Below are 17881 nucleotides of genomic sequence, written 5' to 3'. Positions count from 1 at the left end.
ATCGCATCGGGTGCCGGCCGTGAGCCGGGCGGAATGGCCGCAGGAGACGGTATGCGCCGGCGCGAGCCCGGTTGCCCTTTGCGCGCGCCGGCGGCGAGGGAGGCGGCGCTACCGGAAACCGGGGGCCGCAGCCGCGGCAAGGCGCAACGCCGCCGTCGGCGCGGCCGTGCTCTTGGCCGTATTGACGAGGTAGAGCCCGCGCCGGTCCGGATGGGGCTTGAAGGCGTCGGTGAGGCCGACGACGGTCTCGGCCGCGCCAAGGATGAGATAGCCGTCCGGAGCGAGCTGGCGGGCGATGCGGCCGAGCACGTCGATCTTGGTCTCGGCGTCGAAATAGATCAGCACATTGCGGCAGAAGACGATGTCGAAGCGGCCGAGGCCGCTGAAGTCGCGCAGCAGGTTCAGCGGCCGGAAATGCACCATTCCGCGCAGCTTCGGGGCGATCTCCCACATGTCGCCCTTCTGGCCGAAGTGCTTGAGCAGGAGCTGGATCGGCAGGCCGCGCTGCACCTCGAACTGGGTGTAGAGGCCGCTGCGGGCCCGCTCCAGCACGGCGTTGGAGATGTCGGTGCCGAGGATCTCGATCGACCAGCCGGCGAGCCTGGGGACCATCGCGTCGAGGATCATGGCGAGGGTGTAGGGTTCCTGCCCTGTCGAGGCGGCGGCGCACCAGATGCGCAGCTTCTTCTGAGCGGCGCGGCTGGCCAGCAGCGCCGGCATCATCACCTCCCGAAAATGCTCGAAGGGGGTTTTGTCGCGGAAGAAGAAGCTCTCATTGGTGGTCATCGCCTCCACCACCGCCGCCTCCAGGGCGGGAGCCGAGCCGCGCAGCCGCAGGACGATGTCGCTGATCGAGGCGAGGCCGTGCTTGCGGACGACCGGCGAGAGGCGGCTCTCGATCAGGTATTGCTTGTCGGCGGACAGGACCAGGCCCGAGCGGTCCTTCAGCAGAGCCCGGAGGAAGTCGAAATCGGCGGGGGTCATGTCCGGTCTCCGGAAAAGATACGCAACAGCTTCGGAGCGATGTCGGCGAGCGGCAGCACCGCGGCGCAATGGCCGGCCTGGGCAGCGGCGCCCGGCATGCCCCAAACCACGCTGGTGGCCTCGTCCTGGGCGATGACGCTGCCGCCGGCCGCGACGATGTCGCCGGCGCCATGGGTGCCGTCCGAGCCCATGCCGGTCAGCACCAGGGCGCAGACGGCGCTGCCGAAGATGCGGGCGGCCGAGGAAAACAGCGGATCGACGGAGGGCTTGCAGAAATTGATCATCGGCCCGTCGTCGAGCGCGATGGCGCCATGGCCGTCGACCTGCCTCACCAGCATGTGGCGGCCGCCGGGTGCGACATAGACGCGGCCGGGCCGGATCGCCTCGCCGTCGATCCCCTCGGCCGCGGGCCGGCCGCAACTGCGCCCGAGATGCTCGGCAAGGATGGTGGTGAAGGTCGCCGGCATGTGCTGGGTGATCAGCACCGGCACGCGGTCGATCAGCGGCGCGATGCCGGACAGGACGATGTTGAGGGCCTGCGGACCTCCGGTCGAGGAGCCGATCAGCAGGAGGCGGGGCACGGCCGAGGAGAACGGACGCAGCACGATGCCGCCGGCGGCCGCCGGGACGGGGGCGGGCTCGGCTGCCCGGCTTGCCGCGCGCTCCCTGGCGAGGAAGCCGCCGACGACGGGCGAGGCGGTCTGCGTCACCCGGAACGGGGGGCGCTCGGCGTCGGGCCGGATGCGCGTCCTGATCCGCTCGGGCAGGTCCTCGGGCCGGACGGCTGCGCCGATGCGGCGGGCGGCGGCGGCACGGCGGCCGATGTCGCGGGCCTTCTCTACGATCTCCCGCCGGAAATCCTCGGACGTGGTGATCTCGCGGTTCGTCGCGGGCTTGGGCACATAGTCGAGCGCGCCGAGAGCCAGGCATTTCAGCGAGAGCTCGGCGTTGCGCCGGGTCACGGTCGAAGCCATGATCACGGCGCAGGTGCGCTTCTTCCTCAGGATCAGCGGCAGGGCTTCGATCCCGTCCATCTCCGGCATCTCGATGTCGAGGATGACGATGTCGGGATCGGCGCGGTCCATGTCGTCGACGGCCTGGCGGCCGGTGCGGTGGCTGGCGACGATCTCGAAGCCGCCGGCTTCCGTCAGCCAGCGTGCGATCAGCCCGCGCACGACGACGGCGTCGTCGACGACCATGACCCGCACCGGCGGCTCGGCGCGTGACGCGGCGAGGGGCGTGGTCGCGACACTCATCGGTGGTTTGCTCGCAACTGGAATGGTGGCCGGCGAGGGCCGCGGGGCGGCCGAAACCGGCGGGCACGACGTCAGATCAGCCCGACTTCCTGGAACTTGGCTTCCACGATGTCCTTGTCGAACGGTTTCATGATGTATTCGTCGGCGCCGGCCCGCATGGCCTTGGCGATGTGGGCGATGTCGTTCTCCGTGGTGCAGAACACCACCTTCGGCTCCTTGCCTCCCGGCAGCCGGCGCAGCTCCTTGAGGAACTCGAAGCCGTCCATCACCGGCATGTTCCAGTCGAGCAGCACGGCGTCGGGCATGGCCTGCGAGCAGATGTCGAGCGCCTTCCGGCCATCCTCGGCTTCGGTGATCTTGAAGTCGAGGCCCTCGAGGATACGGCGGGCGACCTTGCGGATGACGCTGGAGTCGTCGACGACGAGGCAATGCTTCATGGTGCTTTCCTTCCGATCAGGCGGCCAGCACGTCGCTGGGCAGTTCAAGCACGCGGTCCACGTCGAGGATGACCATCAACTGGCCGTCGAGACGATGGACGCCCGCCGAGACGCGGCCCCAACGGGGATCGAGGTTCACCGGGTTGGCTTCGCGGGTCGTGTCGGCGAGCTTCATCACCTCGCCGACCTGGTCGATGACGAGGCCGTAGCTCTCGCCGCGATATTCCGTGCCGACGGCCATGCCGCCGGTCCGTCCCTCGACCGGAGGCAGGCCGAGACGGCAGCGCATATCGATGGCGGTGACGATGCGCCCGCGCAGGTTGAGGACGCCGGCGATCTCGCGCGGCGACAGGGGCACCTGCGTCAGGCGGTCCAGCATGAACACGTCCTGCACCCGGTTGATGGGCAGCCCGAAGAGCTGGCCGCCGATCACCACGGTAACATATTCGGTCGTGCCTTGCGCGAGGCTGTCTGCGGCCTTGACGGCCAGGCCGTTGTCGTTGGCGCTCGTCATGCGGCGGCTCCGTACTCCAGGGCGGTCTCCTTCAGGGCGGCGATCAGGCCCTGGCGGTCGAACTTGGCGACGTAGTCCTGGAAGCCGGCCTGGCGGCCGCGCTCGATGGCGGCCGGGGTGGTGATCGAGGACAGGGCGATGATCGGAAGCCTCGCCGTGCGCGGATCGGCGCGCAGCGCCTCGGCGAGCTCGAAGCCGTTCATGTCCGGCATCTCGATGTCGGAGACCACGACCTGAAAGCCCTGGTCGCCGAGGGCGAGCTCCAGGGCCTCATGGGCGTCGCTTACCGCCACCACCTGGTAGCCGGCCGCCTTGAGGACCGGTGTCAGCATGTTGCGGAAAAAAGGGGAGTCGTCGACGAACAGGAGCTTGCGGGTCAGGGCGTCCGAACTCATCTCCTTGCGGCGAAACCAGTCCTCGAACGCCATCGGCAGGTAGTGGCCGACATCGATGATCTCGGTCGCCTGGCCGCGGATCACCGCCGATCCGAGCAGGCCCGGGACGCTGCTCTCCACCTGGATGTCGAGGTGGTCCTCGACGATATCGACGATCTCGTCGACGACAAGGCCCATGGCCCGGCCGGCATCGGAGAAGACCAGCATGGGCTGGGTCCCCTCGGTGTTGAGGCGCACCTCGGCATTGACCGGCACCAGCGGCATCAGCATGCCGCGATACTGCGTGAGATGGCGCCCGTTCGAGAGCTCGATCCTGGAAACCTCGATCTCCTCCAGGCGGGTGATCAGCGACAGCGGCACAGCCTTGGGCTCGGGACTGCCGGCGCGGAAGATCAGGAGCGAGATCTGCTTCTCCTCCTCCACGCGCCGGGCATCGGCGTCGGGCGAGGCCTCCTGCACGGTGTTGGCGCCCGAGCCGATCGCCGAGACGATGCCGTTGGGGTCGATGATCATGATCACCGAGCCGTCGCCCAGGATGGTGTTGCCCGAGAACATCGGGATGTTGCGCAGCTTGCTGCTCATCGGCTTCACGACGATCTCCTCCGTGTGGAAGACGCCGTCGACGACGATGCCGAAGGTCTGGCTGCCGACCTGGGTGACCACGATGAAGGCGTTCTCGGCGTCGGCGCGGATGGCGCCGTCCCCGTCCATGCGCAGCAGCTTGCTCAGATGCACCAGCGGCAGCAGCTTGTTGCGCAGGCGCAGCACCGGCGTGTCGTTGATGTGCTCGATGCGGTGCTCGGAATTCGACTGGGCCCGGACCAGCTCGATCACCGACAATTGCGGAATGGCGAAGCGGTTGGCCGCGCATTCGACGATCAGCGCCGAGACGATGGCGAGCGTCAGCGGGATCTTGATCGAGAAGGTGGTGCCCCGGCCCGGCACCGACTTCAGGTCGATGGTGCCGCCGATGGCGTCGATGTTGGTGCGCACCACGTCCATGCCGACGCCGCGGCCGGAAACATTGGTGACGGCCTGGGCCGTGGAGAAGCCGGCGGAGAAGATGAACTTCTGGATCTGGGCATCGGTCATCTTCTCGACGTCCGCGTCCGAGGCCAGGCCGAGCTCGACGGACTTGCGGCGGATCTTGTCGGTGTTCAGGCCGCGGCCGTCATCGGCGATCTCGATGATGATGTAGCCGCCTTCGTGATAGGCGGAGAGCTTGATGGTGCCCCTGGGCGGCTTGTCGCTCGCCTGGCGCTCCTCCGGCGTCTCCAGCCCGTGATCCGCCGAGTTGCGGACCATATGGGTGAGCGGGTCCTTGATGAGATCGAGCACCTGGCGGTCGAGTTCGGTCTCGGCACCGTGCATGTCCAGGTCGATCTGCTTGCCGAGTTCGTTGGCGAGGTCGCGGACGATACGTGGCAGCTTCTGCCAGGCATTGCCGATGGGCTGCATCCGCGTCTTCATCACGCCTTCCTGCAGCTCGGCCGTGACATTGGACAGGCGCTGCAGCGGGACCTTGAACTCCGAGTCCTCGTGGCGGCGGACGATCTCGAGCAGCTGATTGCGCGTCAGCACCAGCTCCGAGACCATGGTCATCAGCGTCTCGAGCGTGTCGACATTGACGCGGATCGACTGGGTGGCGACGCTGTTCTCGAGCCTGGCCTCGTCGTCGCGTTCCTTCTCCGGCGGGGGCGAGGCGGCCCGGCGGGGCGGCTCGGGTTCCGGTGCAGGCTTGGGCCGCGCCGGCGGCGGCTCCACCTCGGTCTCCCGGAAGGCCCGCTCCAGCTCGTCGAGCGACACCTCACCGACGCGCAGCGGCCGTTCCAGGGTCTGGGGCACGAGCGTGCCGACGGTGACCTCCCGCTCCTTGCGGGCCGGGGTCGCCGCCAACGACATCTTCTCCAGCTCGGCAATGAGATCCTGGTCGTCGCCGGCGGGCTCGGCCTGGGTGCGCTCGAGGTCGGCGAGGATCTGCTTGATCCGGTCGATGGTGGACAGGACCAGGCTGACCGCCGGGCCGGTGACCGCGGTTCCGTCGCGGAACTTGCCCATCAGCGTCTCGGCGGCATGGGCCAATGCTTCCAGGCGCGGCAGGCCGAGGAAGCCGCAGGTGCCCTTGATGGTGTGCACGAGACGGAAAATATTGTCGAGCACGCGGGTGTTGTTCGGGTCGGCCTCGAACTTCACCAACTCGACGTCGACGACGTCGAGGCTCTCGTTGGTCTCCGTGAGAAATTCCTTCAGAAGATCGTCCATCGTCCCACCCCGGCGGCGTACGCGGACGCCTCGATCCGGCGGCAAGAATCGAGGCAAAGAGTTGAAGATGTCTTAGCACCTCCCGGACGACAAGCCGCACCGCCTTGCGCCCCGGCCGGGGCGCCGACACTCCCTATGATCCAGGCCGGCGATCGGTAGAACCCGGGCCTACGCGGCGGCGGGAGCCTCCGTCGCCGGGGCCTGCGGGGCCGCGACGATCGACACGCCGCCTTCGATCGCCTCGACGGTGACGGTCATCCCGGCCGCCCGGGAGACCAGACCGGCGTAGTAGGGCTGGATCGCGTGGCTGTCGAGCGTGCCGCCTTCCGGCTCGCCGGCCAGCAGGGCGATGAGGCCGTGCGGGACGCGCGAATGATTGCCGGTGGCGACGATCTCGAAGCGGGCGGTGTCGGCATCGCCGGTGACGGCGGCGTTGACCATGCCGCCGCGCGGGATGGTCGAGGTCGCCACCACCAGGAGGTTCAGCAGCAGCTTCACCTTGTTCTTGGGCATCAGCAGGCGCGGGGCCGCCCAGGTCAGCGAGACCTTCTCGTCATGGATGAAGCCGCGGGCGACGTTCTCGGCGTCGCCGAGATCGATCGAGGCGCCGGCCGAGCCGGCCGCGCCGAAGGCGATGCGCGCGAATTGCAGGCGGGCCGAGGCGTTGCGCGAGCTCTTCTTGATCAGGTCGAGCGCGAAGCTCTTCATCGAAGGGTCGTTTTCGTCCTCGAGGACCTCCAGGCCGTTGACGATGGCGCCGACCGGATTGATGACGTCATGGCAGACCCGCGAGCACAGCAGCGCGGCGAGGTCGAGGGCATCGAGGTGAAATCCGGCCGTCATGAGGGCATCCCGAAGGTCAAGAAGTAAGGACTGACACGAAGACTGGAACCGCCGATTGCGGCCTCCGATGGAGTTCAGAATCGCCGCGTCCGGACCTATATGTCTGCGACCTGATAGCCCTTGCGGCGGGGGTTGTGAAGGGCGTGGCCCGGCGCCTGGCCATGCCCTTGCCTCTCCTGCCGCCGTCGCCAGCCGGAGCTGCCGCCCGATGAAGCCCGCCACCGCCGCGAGCGCCCTCAAGATCCAGGCCCTGCTCGGGCCGGCCTTCCAGGTGCTCGAATTCGACGAGAGCACGCGCACCGCCGAGGACGCGGCGAATGCCATCGGCTGCACGGTTGCTCAGATCGCCAAGTCGCTGATCTTCCGCTCCGCGTCCGGCCGTTCCGTGCTGGTGGTGGCCAGCGGCATCAACCGGGTCGACGAAAGGAAGGTGGCGGCGCTCGTCGGCGAGGCGATCGGCCGGGCGGATGCGGATTTCGTGCGCGAGCGCACCGGGTTTTCCATCGGCGGCGTGCCGCCGCTCGGCCATCGCGAGGCGCCGGTGGTCCTGGTCGACGCCGACCTGTCGGGCTTCGACAGCATCTGGGCGGCCGCCGGCACGCCCAACGCGGTGTTCCGCCTGACACCGGACCAGCTTGTCGCCCTGACGGGCGGTCGTGCCTGCGACGTCCGCAAGGGCGGCTGAATCGCGGCGCCTTGCGCCCGCCGGCCCGGCGGGCCACCTTAGGCTGCAGGGATCGATCCGGCCTGATTGCCGGGCCGCATCCCGTTTCTCCAACGGATCGCCCTCGTGACTCCCGATATCCTGGCCAAGGCCTTTTCCCTGATCGCTCTTGAAGCGGGGGAGGCGATCATGCGCTTGTATGAATTCGGCGCCGAGGCGCGGCTCAAGGACGATCGCTCGCCGGTGACCCAGGCCGACGAGGTGGCCGAAGCGATCATCTTGCAGCGCCTGCCGATGGTGCTGCCAGGCGTGCCGGTGGTGGCCGAGGAGAGCGTGTGCCGGGGCGAGGTGCCGGATGTGAGCACGCGCTACGTGCTGGTCGATCCGCTCGACGGCACCAAGGAATTCCTCAGCCGCAACGGCGAGTTCACGGTGAACATCGCCCTGATCGAGGAGGGGAGGCCGGTGGCCGGCTGCGTCTATGCGCCGGCTGCGGGCGTGCTCTATGCCGGCGGCACCCGTGCCTGGCGCAGCGCCGACGGCGTGGAGACCGCGCTGCACACCCGTCCCTATCCGGCCAGAGGGCTGACGGCCCTGTGCAGCCGCTCCCATCCGGACGCCGGGAGCGACGCGTTCCTGGCAGCCTTTCCGATCGTCGAGCGGCGCGAGGCGGGCTCCTCGCTGAAGTTCTGCCGGGTGGCGGAAGGAGCGGCCGACGTCTATCCCCGCTTCGGCCCGACCATGGAGTGGGATGTGGCCGCCGGCCATGCCGTGCTGGCGGCCGCGGGCGGCACGGTGGTGGCACCCGACGGCTCGCCCTTCCGCTACCAGCGCGGCCCGGGCGGATTTCGCAACGGGGCCTTCGTCGCGTGGGGGCGCCTGCCACTCAACTGATCAGCGCATCAGTCCGCTTTCGACAGTCGGCCAGGCTGCGTCTGCCGCGGCGGCCTGGTCCGGCGAGGCCAGAAAGGCAGCCCGGCTGGCCGGATCACGGAAGAGATAGAGGCGTTCGCCGGAGACCGCGAAGATGCGGGGGTCGCCGGCGACGGCGATGCCCTGGCGGACGGCATCGGCGTCGTAGCCGCCGAAGGACGGGGCATAGACAGCGGGGTCGGCCTGGAAGGCGGCGAGGTTGCCGGCATTGGCGAAGCGCCAGGCCACGCCGCTCCAGACGAATTGGAACTCGGCCGAGCCGACCACCGGGCGGCCCGCCGCGAAATAGGCGACGGGATCATAGCCGGCAATCGCCACGCCGGACTGCCGATCGGCGACGATCCGCTCGGTGAGCCCGACCTCGGTGAGGGTGATGCCCTCATAGGCCAGCGTGCCCGCCGCGGCCGGCCCGGCCAGGCATGCCAGCGCCAGGGCGCAGGCCGCGAGCCGCAAAGCCATGATGGTGCGGCGAGGGGGAAAGTCGGACAAGGCCATAGTTCCGTACGATTTTGCGGACTGTATCGCGCCCGACGCTCGCAAGATCCCGTGCGGCCGATGCGAGACGCCTCCGCTGGGGTTTCGTTAACCCGCATGGAGGAAAGTCGGCGTTAGAAGAATGGCTAAAATTCTATGGAACAGGCGTTGAAGCAGCAGCAGGAGCCGAGCGCATCCGGGAAGCTCAACCGGAAAGAGGGTTAGATTCATGACGTCGAAGTTCCGTGCTGTCGTCTTCGCCGTGGCCGCCTTGTTGCTGGCCGCGCCGATGGCCGGGCCGGCCTCCGCTCAGGACCGGTACGCCCGCCCCGAAAAGATCTCGCAGAACGAGTTGGTCTCCACCGGCCACCGTTTCTTCGGCACCGTCTCGCGCGACCTGGCCATGGCGATCCAGTCGGCCGTCAGCCGCTGGGGCGAGCCGAACGGCTACATCCTCGGGGAGGAGGGCGCGGGGGCCTTCTTCGCCGGCCTGCGCTACGGCGAGGGCACGCTGTTCACCCGCAATGCCGGCGACCAGAAGGTCTACTGGCAGGGCCCCTCGCTCGGCTGGGACTTCGGTGGCGACGGCGCCCGCACCATGATGCTGGTCTACAACATGCCGCGTTCCGACGCGATCTTCTCGCGCTTCGCCGGCATTGCCGGCTCCGCCTATGTGGTAGGCGGCATCGGCATGACCGCGCTGATGTGGGACGACATGGTGGTGGTGCCGATCAAGTCCGGCGTCGGCGCCCGGCTCGGCGTCAATCTCGGCTATCTCAAGTTCACGCCCGAGGCGACCTGGAACCCGCTCTGAGTCCCGCCGGGCGGACTGCGAGCCTGCCCGGGCTTCGCTCCCGCCTTCGGGATCGGAGCCCGGCCCCTGTTCGGGCGTGAAAATCGCGGCCTCCCTTTGAGCGGCGCGCCGCCCGTGCCATATAGAAGGCGGATACAGGCCGGTTCTGCTGGAGCATCGATCTCCTCTTGCTCGATTACGCCATCGTCTTCGCACTTGGCTTCCTCGTTGCGGGCCTGATCGCCTTTGCGACGCTGCCGGCTGTCTGGGCGCGGGCGCTGCGGCTGACCAGACGGCAGCTTGAGACGGCGATCCCGATCTCCATGGCGGAAGTGCGCGCGGGCCGCGACCTGGTGCGGGCCGAGGCGGCCATCGAGCAACGACGGGTCGAGAGCCGCTACGAGGCGGAGCGGGACCGCCGTCACGCCGTCATGGCGGAGAACGGCCGGCAGAGCGAGATCATCCGACGTCTCAGCGTGGACGGCGCGGCCGGGCTGGAACGGCTGCGCGCGCTGGAGGAAGAGGCGCTGGCGACGCGCGCGGACCTGATCGAGCGCGAGCGCGACATCGTCGGCCTGAAGGCGGAGCTGGACGCGGCCAGGGCCGCGATGGCTGAAGGCGATGCGGGCGCGCAGGCCCTCAGGGGCGAGCTCGACGGCGCGCGCATGGAGATCGACGGCCTGCATGTCGAGATCGTCGCGCTGAGGACCAAGCTCGGCACGGCCGAGGACGAGCTGGCGCAGGGACAGCGCGAGCTGGCCGCGCTGACGGCCGCCGGCGTCGAGCGCGAGAGCCGCCTGGCGCTGCAGGCGGCGGAACTGGCGAGCAAGGAGGCATCGGCCGCGGCCCTCGCTGCCAAGGTGGCCCGGCTCGAGCAGCATCTGTCGGAACGGGCTTCCGAAGTGCGCAACCTGGAGACCGGCATGGCCGAGCTGGAGAACCGGCTCGGCGCCGCCACGTCCGACCTGCGCCGCCGCGATGTGGCGCTGTCGGAGCGGGATGGCAAGCTGGCCTTCGTCGCCGGGCGCGAGGCCGAGCTGGCCAACGAGATCGCGCGGTTGAAGACCGAGGCCCAGCGCACCGCGACGGATCTCGCGCGCGGCACCGATACGCTGCGCAGCGACCGGCAGGCCCTGGAAGCGCGGCTGGAAGAGGCCAAGATCGAGCAGGCCCGCCTGAAGGCCGAGGCGGCGGAACTCCGGCGCGAGGCCCGCGAGGGCTGGCAGGCGGTGGATCGCGACAATCAGGCCGTTCGCGTCGAACTCGCCCGCCTCGCCGCGGAGATTGCCCGGGACGCGGCGGTCCGCAACGGCGCGGCCGTGCCGCCGGTGGCCGACCTCGCCGCCGCCAATGACGATCTCGACAGCCGCCTGCGCAAGCTGCTGACCACGTCGGAGCCGGCCGGCGAGAAGGTCGACGCGCCGCCGGCCTAGGCAGTCTCCCCCGGCTCTCGCCGAGGTTGATCTCGCCCTGGAAAGGCAAGCCCTCCGCTGCTCGGCATCATGCGTGCCGCAGGTCTGGGGATCTGCCTGCTGCGTCGCGATCAGGCGGCCAGGGCGGCCGCGATCCGGGCGCCCAGGCGGGCATTGTTCTCCACCAGCGCCACATTGGCCTTGAGGCTGCGGCCTTCGGTCAGCTCGAGCATGCGCGAGAGCAGGAAGGGCGTCAGCGCCTTGCCGGCGATGCCGAGGGCGTCGGCCTCGGCGATCGCCGCGTCGATCGCCGGATTGATTTCCGCGGCGGCGATCTCCTCGTCGGCGGGAATGGGATTGCCGACCAGCACGCCGCCGTCCAGCGACAGGCTGTCGCGCGCCCGCATCAGGGCTGCGATGTCCTGCGCCTGATCCAGCCGGATCGGGGCGGAGAGGCCGCTGCTGCGGCTCCAGAAGGCGGGGAACTCGTCCGCGCCATAGGCGACAACCGGCACGCCGAGCGTCTCCAGCGTCTCCAGCGTCTTGGGCAGGTCGAGGATGGCCTTTGCGCCGGCGCAGACGACGCAGACCGGCGTGCGCGCCAGCTCATGCAGGTCGGCCGAGATGTCGTAGGTGCGCTCGGCGCCGCGATGCACGCCGCCGATGCCGCCGGTGGCGAAGACACGGATGCCGGCCCGGGCGGCGGCGATCATAGTGGCGGCGACCGTGGTCGAGCCGTTCCGCTTCGCCGAGACGGCATAGCCCAGATCGGCGCGGCTGAGCTTGAGGAAGCCGTCGGAACGGCCGACCGCATCGAGCGTCGCCTCGTCGATGCCGGCATGGATGACGCCGTCGAGCACGACGATGGTGGCGGGTTCGGCGCCCTGCTCGCGCACCGCGTTCTCGACCCGCCGCGCCGTCTCGACATTCTGCGGCCAGGGCATGCCGTGGGTGATGATGGTGGATTCCAACGCCACCACGGGCTTGCCGGCGGCGAGAGCGGCCGCGACAGCGGGCGAATGGGCGATGAGGCTCATGGCATCTTTCCCTGACGATCCGTGGGCACCGCTGGGCGGGACCAAGTGCTCGACATAGCCGGCAGGTGGCCGCTTGTCTCGAAAGATTCGCGGCGGCCGGTGCGGCAGCTCTGCAACGGTGGGCGGAAACTTGTGTCGACGCAGGGATATCAGGCATTTTAGGGGTGCCGGGTGGGGGCCGTTGCGCTTAATGAGCCAAACCCTTTGGATTTTTGATCATGCGTCGTTCCGTCCTTTTCGCCGTCCTTACCCTGCTGTCCGCCGCTCCGGCCGCCGCCGCGCAATGCGGTGACGACGAGAGCGGCTTCCCGGCCTGGCTGGAGGCCTTCAGGGGCGAAGCCGCCGCCGCCGGCATCTCGCAGGGCACGATCACCGCCGCCTTCGAGGGCGTGACCTACGACCCCAAGACGATCGGCTACGACCGCAATCAGAAGGTCTTCAAGCAGAGCTTCGAGCAGTTCTCCGGCCGCATGGTCAACGCCTACCGCATCAAGAAGGCGCAGAGCTTCATCGCCAAGAACCAGGATCTGTTCGCGCGGATCGAGCAGCAATACGGCGTGCCGGCGCCGGTGCTCACGGCGATCTGGGGCCTGGAGACGGATTTCGGCGCCAATATCGGCAATTTCCAGACCATCCGCTCGCTATCGACGCTGGCCTATGACTGCCGCCGGACCGAGCGCTTCCACGGCGAGCTGATCGCGGCTCTCAAGATCCTCGACGAGGGCGACATGGAGCCGGCCGCCTTGCGCGGCGCCTGGGCGGGCGAGCTCGGCCAGACCCAGTTCATGGCCACCTCCTATATCAAATATGCCGTCGACTTCGACGGCGACGGCCGTCGCGACCTGTTGCACAGCACGCCCGACGTGCTGGCCTCCACCGCCAACTACCTCAAGGGCTATGGCTGGGTGGCCGGCCAGTCCTGGGAGCCGGGCACGCCGAACTTCGACGTGATCAAGCAGTGGAACAAGAGCGACATCTACGCCCGGACGATCGCCCTGCTGGCCGACCGCATCGCCGGCAATTCCTGATCGTCGCATCGGGGAGGGCGGGCCGGTCCAAGGCTGTGCGGGGGCATGATTTGCCCCTGTCGCGGCGGCCCGTCCCGTGCCAGAGTTGCACCTCCTCCCGATCTGCCCAGGAGCGTCAGGATGTTTCGCCGTGCCTTTCTCGGCCTTGCGGCCGCCGTCGCAGCGCTGGCTGCGCTTCCCGCCCTTGCCGATGGCCTTCCGGACCTCAAGGGGCGCAAGATCGTCGCCGTCACCGAGAACGCCTATTTTCCGCTGAACTTCACCGATCCGAAGAGCGGCAAGGGCATCGGCTGGGAGTATGACGCGGTGAACGAGATCGCCCGGCGCCTCAATGCCCAGGTGGAGTGGCAGACCGCCTCCTGGGACAGCATGATCCAGGCGGTGCAGGGCGGGCAGTTCGACATCGGCATGGACGGCATCTCGATCACCGAGGAGCGCAAGAAGCAGATCGAGTTCTCCGACCCCTACATGGTGTCCGAGCAGTTCATGCTGGTGCGGGGAGACGAGAAGCGCTTCGGCGACGCCAAGTCCTTCGCGGCCGATCCGAAGCTGCTGGTCGGGGCGCAGACCGGCACGACGAACTTCTACGTGGCGGTGTCCGACCTGCTGGGCGGCAACGACAAGAGCCCGCGCCTGAAGCTGTTCGAGACCTTCGGCGCCTCGCTGCAGGCGCTGAAGATCGGCGACGTCGACACCGTGCTGATGGACATGGCCGGAGCGCAGGGCAACATGGCTGCCTCGCCCGGCGTGTTCAAGGTCGTCGGCGGCGGCCTCGGCCATGACGAGTTCGGCTTCATCTTCAAGAAGGGCTCCGACCTCGTGGCGCCGGTCAACGCCGCGCTGGCGGCGATGAAGGCCGACGGCACGCTGGCGGCGCTGGAGAAGAAGTGGTTCTACGACTACAAGATCGCCAACTGATCGAGGCGGCCCCCGCGAATGCCTGAAGCGCCGTTGCCTCGCCGTTCCGGCGCCCGTCCCTGTTTTGCGATCGCCGGCGGCGGCCGGCCATGACCAGCGTCTCGCCGCCGCGGCGGCCGTCCGTGCTGGCACGCGTCCCCTGGTGGGCGGCGATCCTGGTCACCCTGGCGGCCATGCTGCTGGTGCTCGGCCTCGGCAGCCCCAGTTACCGCGCGATCTTCCTGGCGATCGGGGAGGGGCTGTTCGTCACCGTCCGCGTCACCGTCGTCGCCTACGCAGCCTCGCTGGTGTTCGGCACGCTGCTCGCCCTGGCGCTGGTGTCGCGGCTGCGCTGGTTGCGCGAGGTGACGAAGGCCTATGTCGAGGTGATGCGCGGCGTGCCGATGCTGGTGCTGCTCTACTACGTCGCCTTCGCCGTCGGCCCGGCGCTGATCTCGGGCTATTCCGGCCTGTTCGCCGGGGCGATCGAGGCCGGCTTCCTGCCGGCGATCACGGTCCGCGATTTCAGCTTCGAATGGCGGGCGGTGACGGCGCTGACCTTCGGTTATTCCGCCTTCATCGCCGAGATCATGCGCGGCGGCATCGAGGCGGTCGACCGGGGGCAGGTCGAGGCGGCGCAGGCGCTGGGCCTGTCGCGCTGGCAGACGCTGCGCCTGGTCGTGCTGCCTCAGGCTTTCAAGACCATGCTGCCGCCGCTCGGCAACGACCTGGTGGCGATGCTGAAGGATTCCTCGCTCGTCTCCGTGCTCGGCGTCGCCGACATCACCCAGATCGGCAAGACCTATTCCGTCGCCACCTTCCTCTACTTCGAGACCTACACGGTGGTCGCCTTCTTCTACCTGGTGATGACGATCGGCCTGTCGGTGCTTGTGCGCCGGCTGGAGAAGCGCATGCGCCGCAACGAGGCGCCCTGAGCGGGCTGCGCCGCGGTGCGATGGATCTCTGTGGCTTTTTTGCGATGCAGCGCAGCTAACGTTTGCAGGTTCGTGCAACATGCCCTTAGGCTTGGGCCGCTCCAGGCCAACACGAGGGGTGATCGATTTGTCGACGATCAAGGATGTTGCGCGGGAGGCCGGTGTCTCCGTCACCACGGTGTCGCATGTCGTGAACGCCACCCGGCCGGTGGCGCCTGAGACGCGCGAGCGGGTGAGCGACGTCATCCGCCGGCTCGGCTACCGGCCTTCCGGCATCGCCCGGGCACTGAAGGCCAACCGCACCCATGCGCTGGGCATGCTGGTCACCACCAGCGTCAATCCGTTCTTCGCCGAGGTGATCCGCGGCGTCGAAGCCGGCTGCTTCGAGCGCGACTACACGCTGATCCTCGGCAACACCGGTGACGTCACCGAACGGCTGGAGGCCTATTGGCGCACGCTGGCGGCGCGGCGTATCGACGGCCTGGTGGTGATGACCACCAATGCCGCGCCCGATTTCCTGCGCCAGGTCGCCGCGAACGGCCGCCTGCCGGTGGTGGGGCTCGACACGGCCGAGGGGCTTGTCGACTGCGTCGTCAACGACGACTCCCGCATCGGCGGGCGGCTGGCCGGCCGCTACCTGGTCGAGCGAGGCTTTCGACGCATCGGCTGCATCACAGGCCCGGCCGACCATCCGCGCGGCATCACCCGGTTCGAGGCGTTCCAGGCCGGGCTGGAGGAGGCGGGGGCGAGGCTTGATCCGGCGCTGGTGGTGAATTCGGACTTCACCATCGCGGGAGGCTATCGCGCCTTCGGCGAGCTGGCCTCCCGGCCGGACCGGCTGCCCGACGCCCTGTTCTGCATCAACGACATGCTCGCCATGGGCGCGCTGTGCGCCGCGCATGAGCGCGGGCTCACCGTGCCGGACGAGCTGTCGGTGATGGGCTACGACGATTCGGAGATGGCGGCCTATACGGCGCCGCCGCTGACCACGATCCGGCAGCCGGCCTTCGAGATGGGCCAGACCGCGGCGCGCGTGCTGATCGAGCACCTGGACAGCGGCGCCGAGCTGCCGCACATGCTTGCGCTGCCGCCGGAACTGATCGAGCGCCGCTCGGTGCGCGGGATGACGCAGTAGCCGTCAGTCGGCGGGCCGTTGCGTGGCCGCGACCGGCGCAAAGCGCAGCACGGACGCGAGCAGGCCGGGAAAACGCGCCTCCATATCGGGCCGCAGCGACACGAAGCAGCGCGTTCCCTCCTTGCGGTGGCAGATGACGCCTGCCTCCCGCAGCGCCTTGATATGGTGGCTGAGCGTGGAACTGCCGACCTTGCAGTCGAACTCGCTCGAGCCGCGCTCGCCATCGAGCAGCGAGGCGACGATGTCCAGGCGCACCGGATCGCCCAGCGCCGTCAGCACGCCGGTCAGGCTGATCTCGCTCACATCGGGATGAGGGTGTTGCTTCATTCGAAAGGTCACTTATATTCGATGTTCGATGAACATCGAACGTCAGGTCACCACAGCGCATCGGCGCGTGTTCATCCCTATATGGAGGCATCATGCCGAAATTGCACGATCCGATAAAGATCGGCGCCCTGGAGCTGCCGAACCGCATCATCATGGCGCCACTGACGCGCACGCGCGCGAGCGCCGGGCGCGTGCCGAACACGCTGATGCGCGACTACTACATCCAGCGCGCTGCCGCCGGCCTGATCCTGACCGAGGCGACCTCGGTGACGCCGATGGGCGTGGGTTATCCCAACACGCCCGGCATCTGGTCGCCCGAGCAGGTCGAGGGCTGGAGGCAGGTCGTCGACGGCGTCCACGCGGCCGGCGGGCGCATCGCCCTGCAACTCTGGCATGTCGGGCGCATCTCCGACCCGGTCTATCTCGACGGCGCGCTGCCGGTGGCGCCGAGCGCCATCGCGCCGGGCGGCCATGTCAGCATGATCCGGCCGCAAAAGCCCTATGTCACGCCGCGGGCGCTGGAGACGGACGAGATCCCCGGCATTGTCGAGGCCTACCGCCAAGGCGCTGCGAACGCGCGCGCCGCCGGCTTCGACGCCGTCGAGATCCACGGGGCCAACGGCTACCTGCTCGACCAGTTCCTGCAGGACGGCACCAACAGGCGCACCGACCGCTATGGCGGATCGATCGAGAACCGGGCCCGGCTGATGCTGGAGGTCACGGACGCGGTGACGTCGGTGTGGGGCGTCGACAGGGTCGGCATGCACCTCAATCTGCGGCGCGACTCCCATTCGATGAGCGATTCGACCCCGGCCGAGACCTTCGGTTACGTCGCCCGCGAGCTCGGCAAGCGCGGCATCGCCTTCCTCTGCGGCCGCGAGTCGCTGGTCGAGCCGCGCCTGGCGCCCGGCGTACGGGAGGCGTTCGGCGGCGTGTTCATCGCCAATGACGGCTTCACCCGCGAGACGGCGGAAGCTGCGCTCGCCTCGGGCGAGGCGGACGCGGTCGCCTTCGGCAAGGCCTATATCGCCAATCCCGACCTGGTCGAACGCTTCGCCCGTGGCGCCCCGCTCAACGAGCTCAATGTCTCGACGATCTATGCGGAGGGAGCGCTGGGCTATACCGACTATCCCGCGCTGGAACGGGAAGCGGCGTAGCGTCAGGCACCAGGCTCGAAGCATGGCCTCACTTCCGTATTACTGCCATGTATATGCGGGGTGGTGATGGCGACTGCGCGTGTCTTCAAATCCGGCAACAGCCAGGCCGTGCGATTGCCGAAGGCATTCCGCTTCAAAGGGGTGGAAGTCGAGATTTTTCGACGCGGCGACGAAGTGGTGCTGCGGGAGCGGGCGCAGGGGCTCGCCCGCGCCTTCGAGTTGCTTGCCACCCTTCCCGGCGATGATGATGATGAACGGCGCGGCGAGACGATCGGCAACAACGATCTTTGGATCGCTGCCCACGCCCTTTCCGCGGGCCTGACTGTCGTAACCAACAACGAACGCGAGTTCCGCCGCGTTCCCGATCTCAAGGTCGAGAACTGGCTGGCGTAAGCGCG

The 17881-nt window shown here is 68.6% G+C and carries 19 protein-coding genes; 10 read left to right on the top strand and 9 right to left on the bottom strand.

Annotated elements, in window-relative coordinates; all coding sequences use genetic code 11:
- Positions 1–108 precede the first annotated feature (108 nt).
- The 6 genes from AC27L4_RS11525 to chpT form a co-directional block, all read right to left on the bottom strand.
- Positions 109–984, bottom strand: coding sequence for a CheR family methyltransferase (locus tag AC27L4_RS11525; RefSeq protein WP_487142266.1), 876 nt, complete (start codon positions 982–984; stop codon positions 109–111).
- Positions 981–2240, bottom strand: coding sequence for a chemotaxis-specific protein-glutamate methyltransferase CheB (gene cheB, locus AC27L4_RS11520; protein WP_487142265.1), 1260 nt, complete (start codon positions 2238–2240; stop codon positions 981–983). The genes AC27L4_RS11525 and cheB overlap by 4 nt, the downstream gene beginning before the upstream one ends.
- 71 nt (positions 2241–2311) lie before the next feature.
- Positions 2312–2677, bottom strand: a complete 366-nt coding sequence (locus tag AC27L4_RS11515) for a response regulator (protein ID WP_487142264.1) — start codon at positions 2675–2677, stop codon at positions 2312–2314.
- Between the two features lie 16 nt (positions 2678–2693).
- Positions 2694–3191: a chemotaxis protein CheW gene (locus AC27L4_RS11510; protein WP_487142262.1), complete on the bottom strand. Its 498-nt coding sequence runs from the start codon at positions 3189–3191 to the stop codon at positions 2694–2696.
- Entirely contained in the window at positions 3188–5848 is a 2661-nt protein-coding gene (locus tag AC27L4_RS11505; protein WP_487142261.1) for a hybrid sensor histidine kinase/response regulator, read from the bottom strand. The genes AC27L4_RS11510 and AC27L4_RS11505 overlap by 4 nt, the downstream gene beginning before the upstream one ends.
- A 168-nt stretch (positions 5849–6016) precedes the next feature.
- Positions 6017–6691 carry a histidine phosphotransferase ChpT gene (gene chpT / locus AC27L4_RS11500; RefSeq protein WP_487142260.1) on the bottom strand — a complete coding sequence of 225 codons (675 nt, stop codon included), beginning with the start codon at positions 6689–6691 and terminating at the stop codon, positions 6017–6019.
- A 208-nt stretch (positions 6692–6899) separates the two neighbouring features.
- Here chpT and AC27L4_RS11495 point away from each other — a divergent pair, with 208 nt between their 5' ends.
- Positions 6900–7376 (top strand): YbaK/EbsC family protein, encoded by a 477-nt coding sequence (locus tag AC27L4_RS11495; protein WP_487142258.1) that lies wholly within the window; start codon positions 6900–6902, stop codon positions 7374–7376.
- A 105-nt stretch (positions 7377–7481) separates the two neighbouring features.
- Complete coding sequence (gene cysQ / locus AC27L4_RS11490; RefSeq protein ID WP_487142257.1) at positions 7482–8249, top strand: 3'(2'),5'-bisphosphate nucleotidase CysQ; 768 nt, start codon at positions 7482–7484, stop codon at positions 8247–8249.
- On the opposite strand, the gene AC27L4_RS11485 is transcribed toward cysQ, so the two are convergent.
- On the bottom strand, positions 8250–8777 hold the full coding sequence (locus AC27L4_RS11485) for a YHS domain-containing (seleno)protein (protein WP_487142255.1): 528 nt from the start codon (positions 8775–8777) through the stop codon (positions 8250–8252). It lies immediately after the preceding gene.
- A 214-nt stretch (positions 8778–8991) separates the two neighbouring features.
- On the opposite strand from AC27L4_RS11485, the gene AC27L4_RS11480 reads away from it, so the two are divergent.
- Both AC27L4_RS11480 and AC27L4_RS11475 read left to right on the top strand, forming a co-directional pair.
- Positions 8992–9576 (top strand): DUF1134 domain-containing protein, encoded by a 585-nt coding sequence (locus tag AC27L4_RS11480; protein ID WP_487142254.1) that lies wholly within the window; start codon positions 8992–8994, stop codon positions 9574–9576.
- 167 nt (positions 9577–9743) lie between these two features.
- Positions 9744–10988 carry a hypothetical protein gene (locus tag AC27L4_RS11475; protein WP_487142253.1) on the top strand — a complete coding sequence of 415 codons (1245 nt, stop codon included), beginning with the start codon at positions 9744–9746 and terminating at the stop codon, positions 10986–10988.
- 110 nt (positions 10989–11098) lie between these two features.
- Here the strand turns inward: AC27L4_RS11475 and AC27L4_RS11470 are convergent, their stop codons facing one another.
- On the bottom strand, positions 11099–12004 hold the full coding sequence (locus AC27L4_RS11470; RefSeq protein ID WP_487142252.1) for a pseudouridine-5'-phosphate glycosidase: 906 nt from the start codon (positions 12002–12004) through the stop codon (positions 11099–11101).
- A gap of 218 nt (positions 12005–12222) precedes the next feature.
- Between AC27L4_RS11470 and AC27L4_RS11465 the strand changes: the two genes are divergently transcribed.
- The 4 genes from AC27L4_RS11465 (at position 12223) to AC27L4_RS11450 (ending at position 15999) form a co-directional block, all read left to right on the top strand.
- Positions 12223–13032, top strand: coding sequence for a lytic murein transglycosylase (locus AC27L4_RS11465; protein WP_487142251.1), 810 nt, complete (start codon positions 12223–12225; stop codon positions 13030–13032).
- Positions 13033–13152: 120 nt separating this feature from the next.
- Positions 13153–13950 carry a transporter substrate-binding domain-containing protein gene (locus AC27L4_RS11460; RefSeq protein WP_487142250.1) on the top strand — a complete coding sequence of 266 codons (798 nt, stop codon included), beginning with the start codon at positions 13153–13155 and terminating at the stop codon, positions 13948–13950.
- Between the two features lie 89 nt (positions 13951–14039).
- Positions 14040–14864 carry an amino acid ABC transporter permease gene (locus AC27L4_RS11455; protein ID WP_487142249.1) on the top strand — a complete coding sequence of 275 codons (825 nt, stop codon included), beginning with the start codon at positions 14040–14042 and terminating at the stop codon, positions 14862–14864.
- 127 nt (positions 14865–14991) lie between these two features.
- Positions 14992–15999 carry a LacI family DNA-binding transcriptional regulator gene (locus tag AC27L4_RS11450; RefSeq protein ID WP_487142248.1) on the top strand — a complete coding sequence of 336 codons (1008 nt, stop codon included), beginning with the start codon at positions 14992–14994 and terminating at the stop codon, positions 15997–15999.
- A gap of 3 nt (positions 16000–16002) precedes the next feature.
- On the opposite strand, the gene AC27L4_RS11445 is transcribed toward AC27L4_RS11450, so the two are convergent.
- Positions 16003–16302: an ArsR/SmtB family transcription factor gene (locus AC27L4_RS11445; protein WP_487142247.1), complete on the bottom strand. Its 300-nt coding sequence runs from the start codon at positions 16300–16302 to the stop codon at positions 16003–16005.
- Positions 16303–16418: 116 nt separating this feature from the next.
- Here AC27L4_RS11445 and AC27L4_RS11440 point away from each other — a divergent pair, with 116 nt between their 5' ends.
- Both AC27L4_RS11440 and AC27L4_RS11435 read left to right on the top strand, forming a co-directional pair.
- The gene (locus AC27L4_RS11440; RefSeq protein WP_487142246.1) at positions 16419–17483 is read left to right on the top strand and encodes an alkene reductase; all 1065 of its coding nucleotides are present in this window, start codon (positions 16419–16421) and stop codon (positions 17481–17483) included.
- A gap of 66 nt (positions 17484–17549) precedes the next feature.
- The gene (locus AC27L4_RS11435; protein ID WP_487142245.1) at positions 17550–17876 is read left to right on the top strand and encodes an antitoxin; all 327 of its coding nucleotides are present in this window, start codon (positions 17550–17552) and stop codon (positions 17874–17876) included.
- Positions 17877–17881: the final 5 nt, after the last annotated feature.

Source organism: Labrys sp. Lb11, from assembly GCF_057554225.1.
Note: the sequence above shows the minus strand (reverse complement) of the source record. Positions and strands in the feature narration are given on the sequence as shown.

Excerpts from the sequence above, each read along its gene's own strand:
- AC27L4_RS11525 (WP_487142266.1), bottom strand. The coding sequence starts at position 984 with ATGACCCCCGCCGATTTCGACTTCCTCCGGGCTCTGCTGAAGGACCGC.
- cheB (WP_487142265.1), bottom strand. The coding sequence starts at position 2,240 with ATGAGTGTCGCGACCACGCCCCTCGCCGCGTCACGCGCCGAGCCGCCG.
- AC27L4_RS11515 (WP_487142264.1), bottom strand. The coding sequence starts at position 2,677 with ATGAAGCATTGCCTCGTCGTCGACGACTCCAGCGTCATCCGCAAGGTC.
- AC27L4_RS11510 (WP_487142262.1), bottom strand. The coding sequence starts at position 3,191 with ATGACGAGCGCCAACGACAACGGCCTGGCCGTCAAGGCCGCAGACAGC.
- AC27L4_RS11505 (WP_487142261.1), bottom strand. The coding sequence starts at position 5,848 with ATGGACGATCTTCTGAAGGAATTTCTCACGGAGACCAACGAGAGCCTC.
- chpT (WP_487142260.1), bottom strand. The coding sequence starts at position 6,691 with ATGACGGCCGGATTTCACCTCGATGCCCTCGACCTCGCCGCGCTGCTG.
- AC27L4_RS11495 (WP_487142258.1), top strand. The coding sequence starts at position 6,900 with ATGAAGCCCGCCACCGCCGCGAGCGCCCTCAAGATCCAGGCCCTGCTC.
- AC27L4_RS11480 (WP_487142254.1), top strand. The coding sequence starts at position 8,992 with ATGACGTCGAAGTTCCGTGCTGTCGTCTTCGCCGTGGCCGCCTTGTTG.
- AC27L4_RS11470 (WP_487142252.1), bottom strand. The coding sequence starts at position 12,004 with ATGAGCCTCATCGCCCATTCGCCCGCTGTCGCGGCCGCTCTCGCCGCC.
- AC27L4_RS11465 (WP_487142251.1), top strand. The coding sequence starts at position 12,223 with ATGCGTCGTTCCGTCCTTTTCGCCGTCCTTACCCTGCTGTCCGCCGCT.
- AC27L4_RS11460 (WP_487142250.1), top strand. The coding sequence starts at position 13,153 with ATGTTTCGCCGTGCCTTTCTCGGCCTTGCGGCCGCCGTCGCAGCGCTG.
- AC27L4_RS11455 (WP_487142249.1), top strand. The coding sequence starts at position 14,040 with ATGACCAGCGTCTCGCCGCCGCGGCGGCCGTCCGTGCTGGCACGCGTC.
- AC27L4_RS11440 (WP_487142246.1), top strand. The coding sequence starts at position 16,419 with ATGCCGAAATTGCACGATCCGATAAAGATCGGCGCCCTGGAGCTGCCG.
- AC27L4_RS11435 (WP_487142245.1), top strand. The coding sequence starts at position 17,550 with ATGGCGACTGCGCGTGTCTTCAAATCCGGCAACAGCCAGGCCGTGCGA.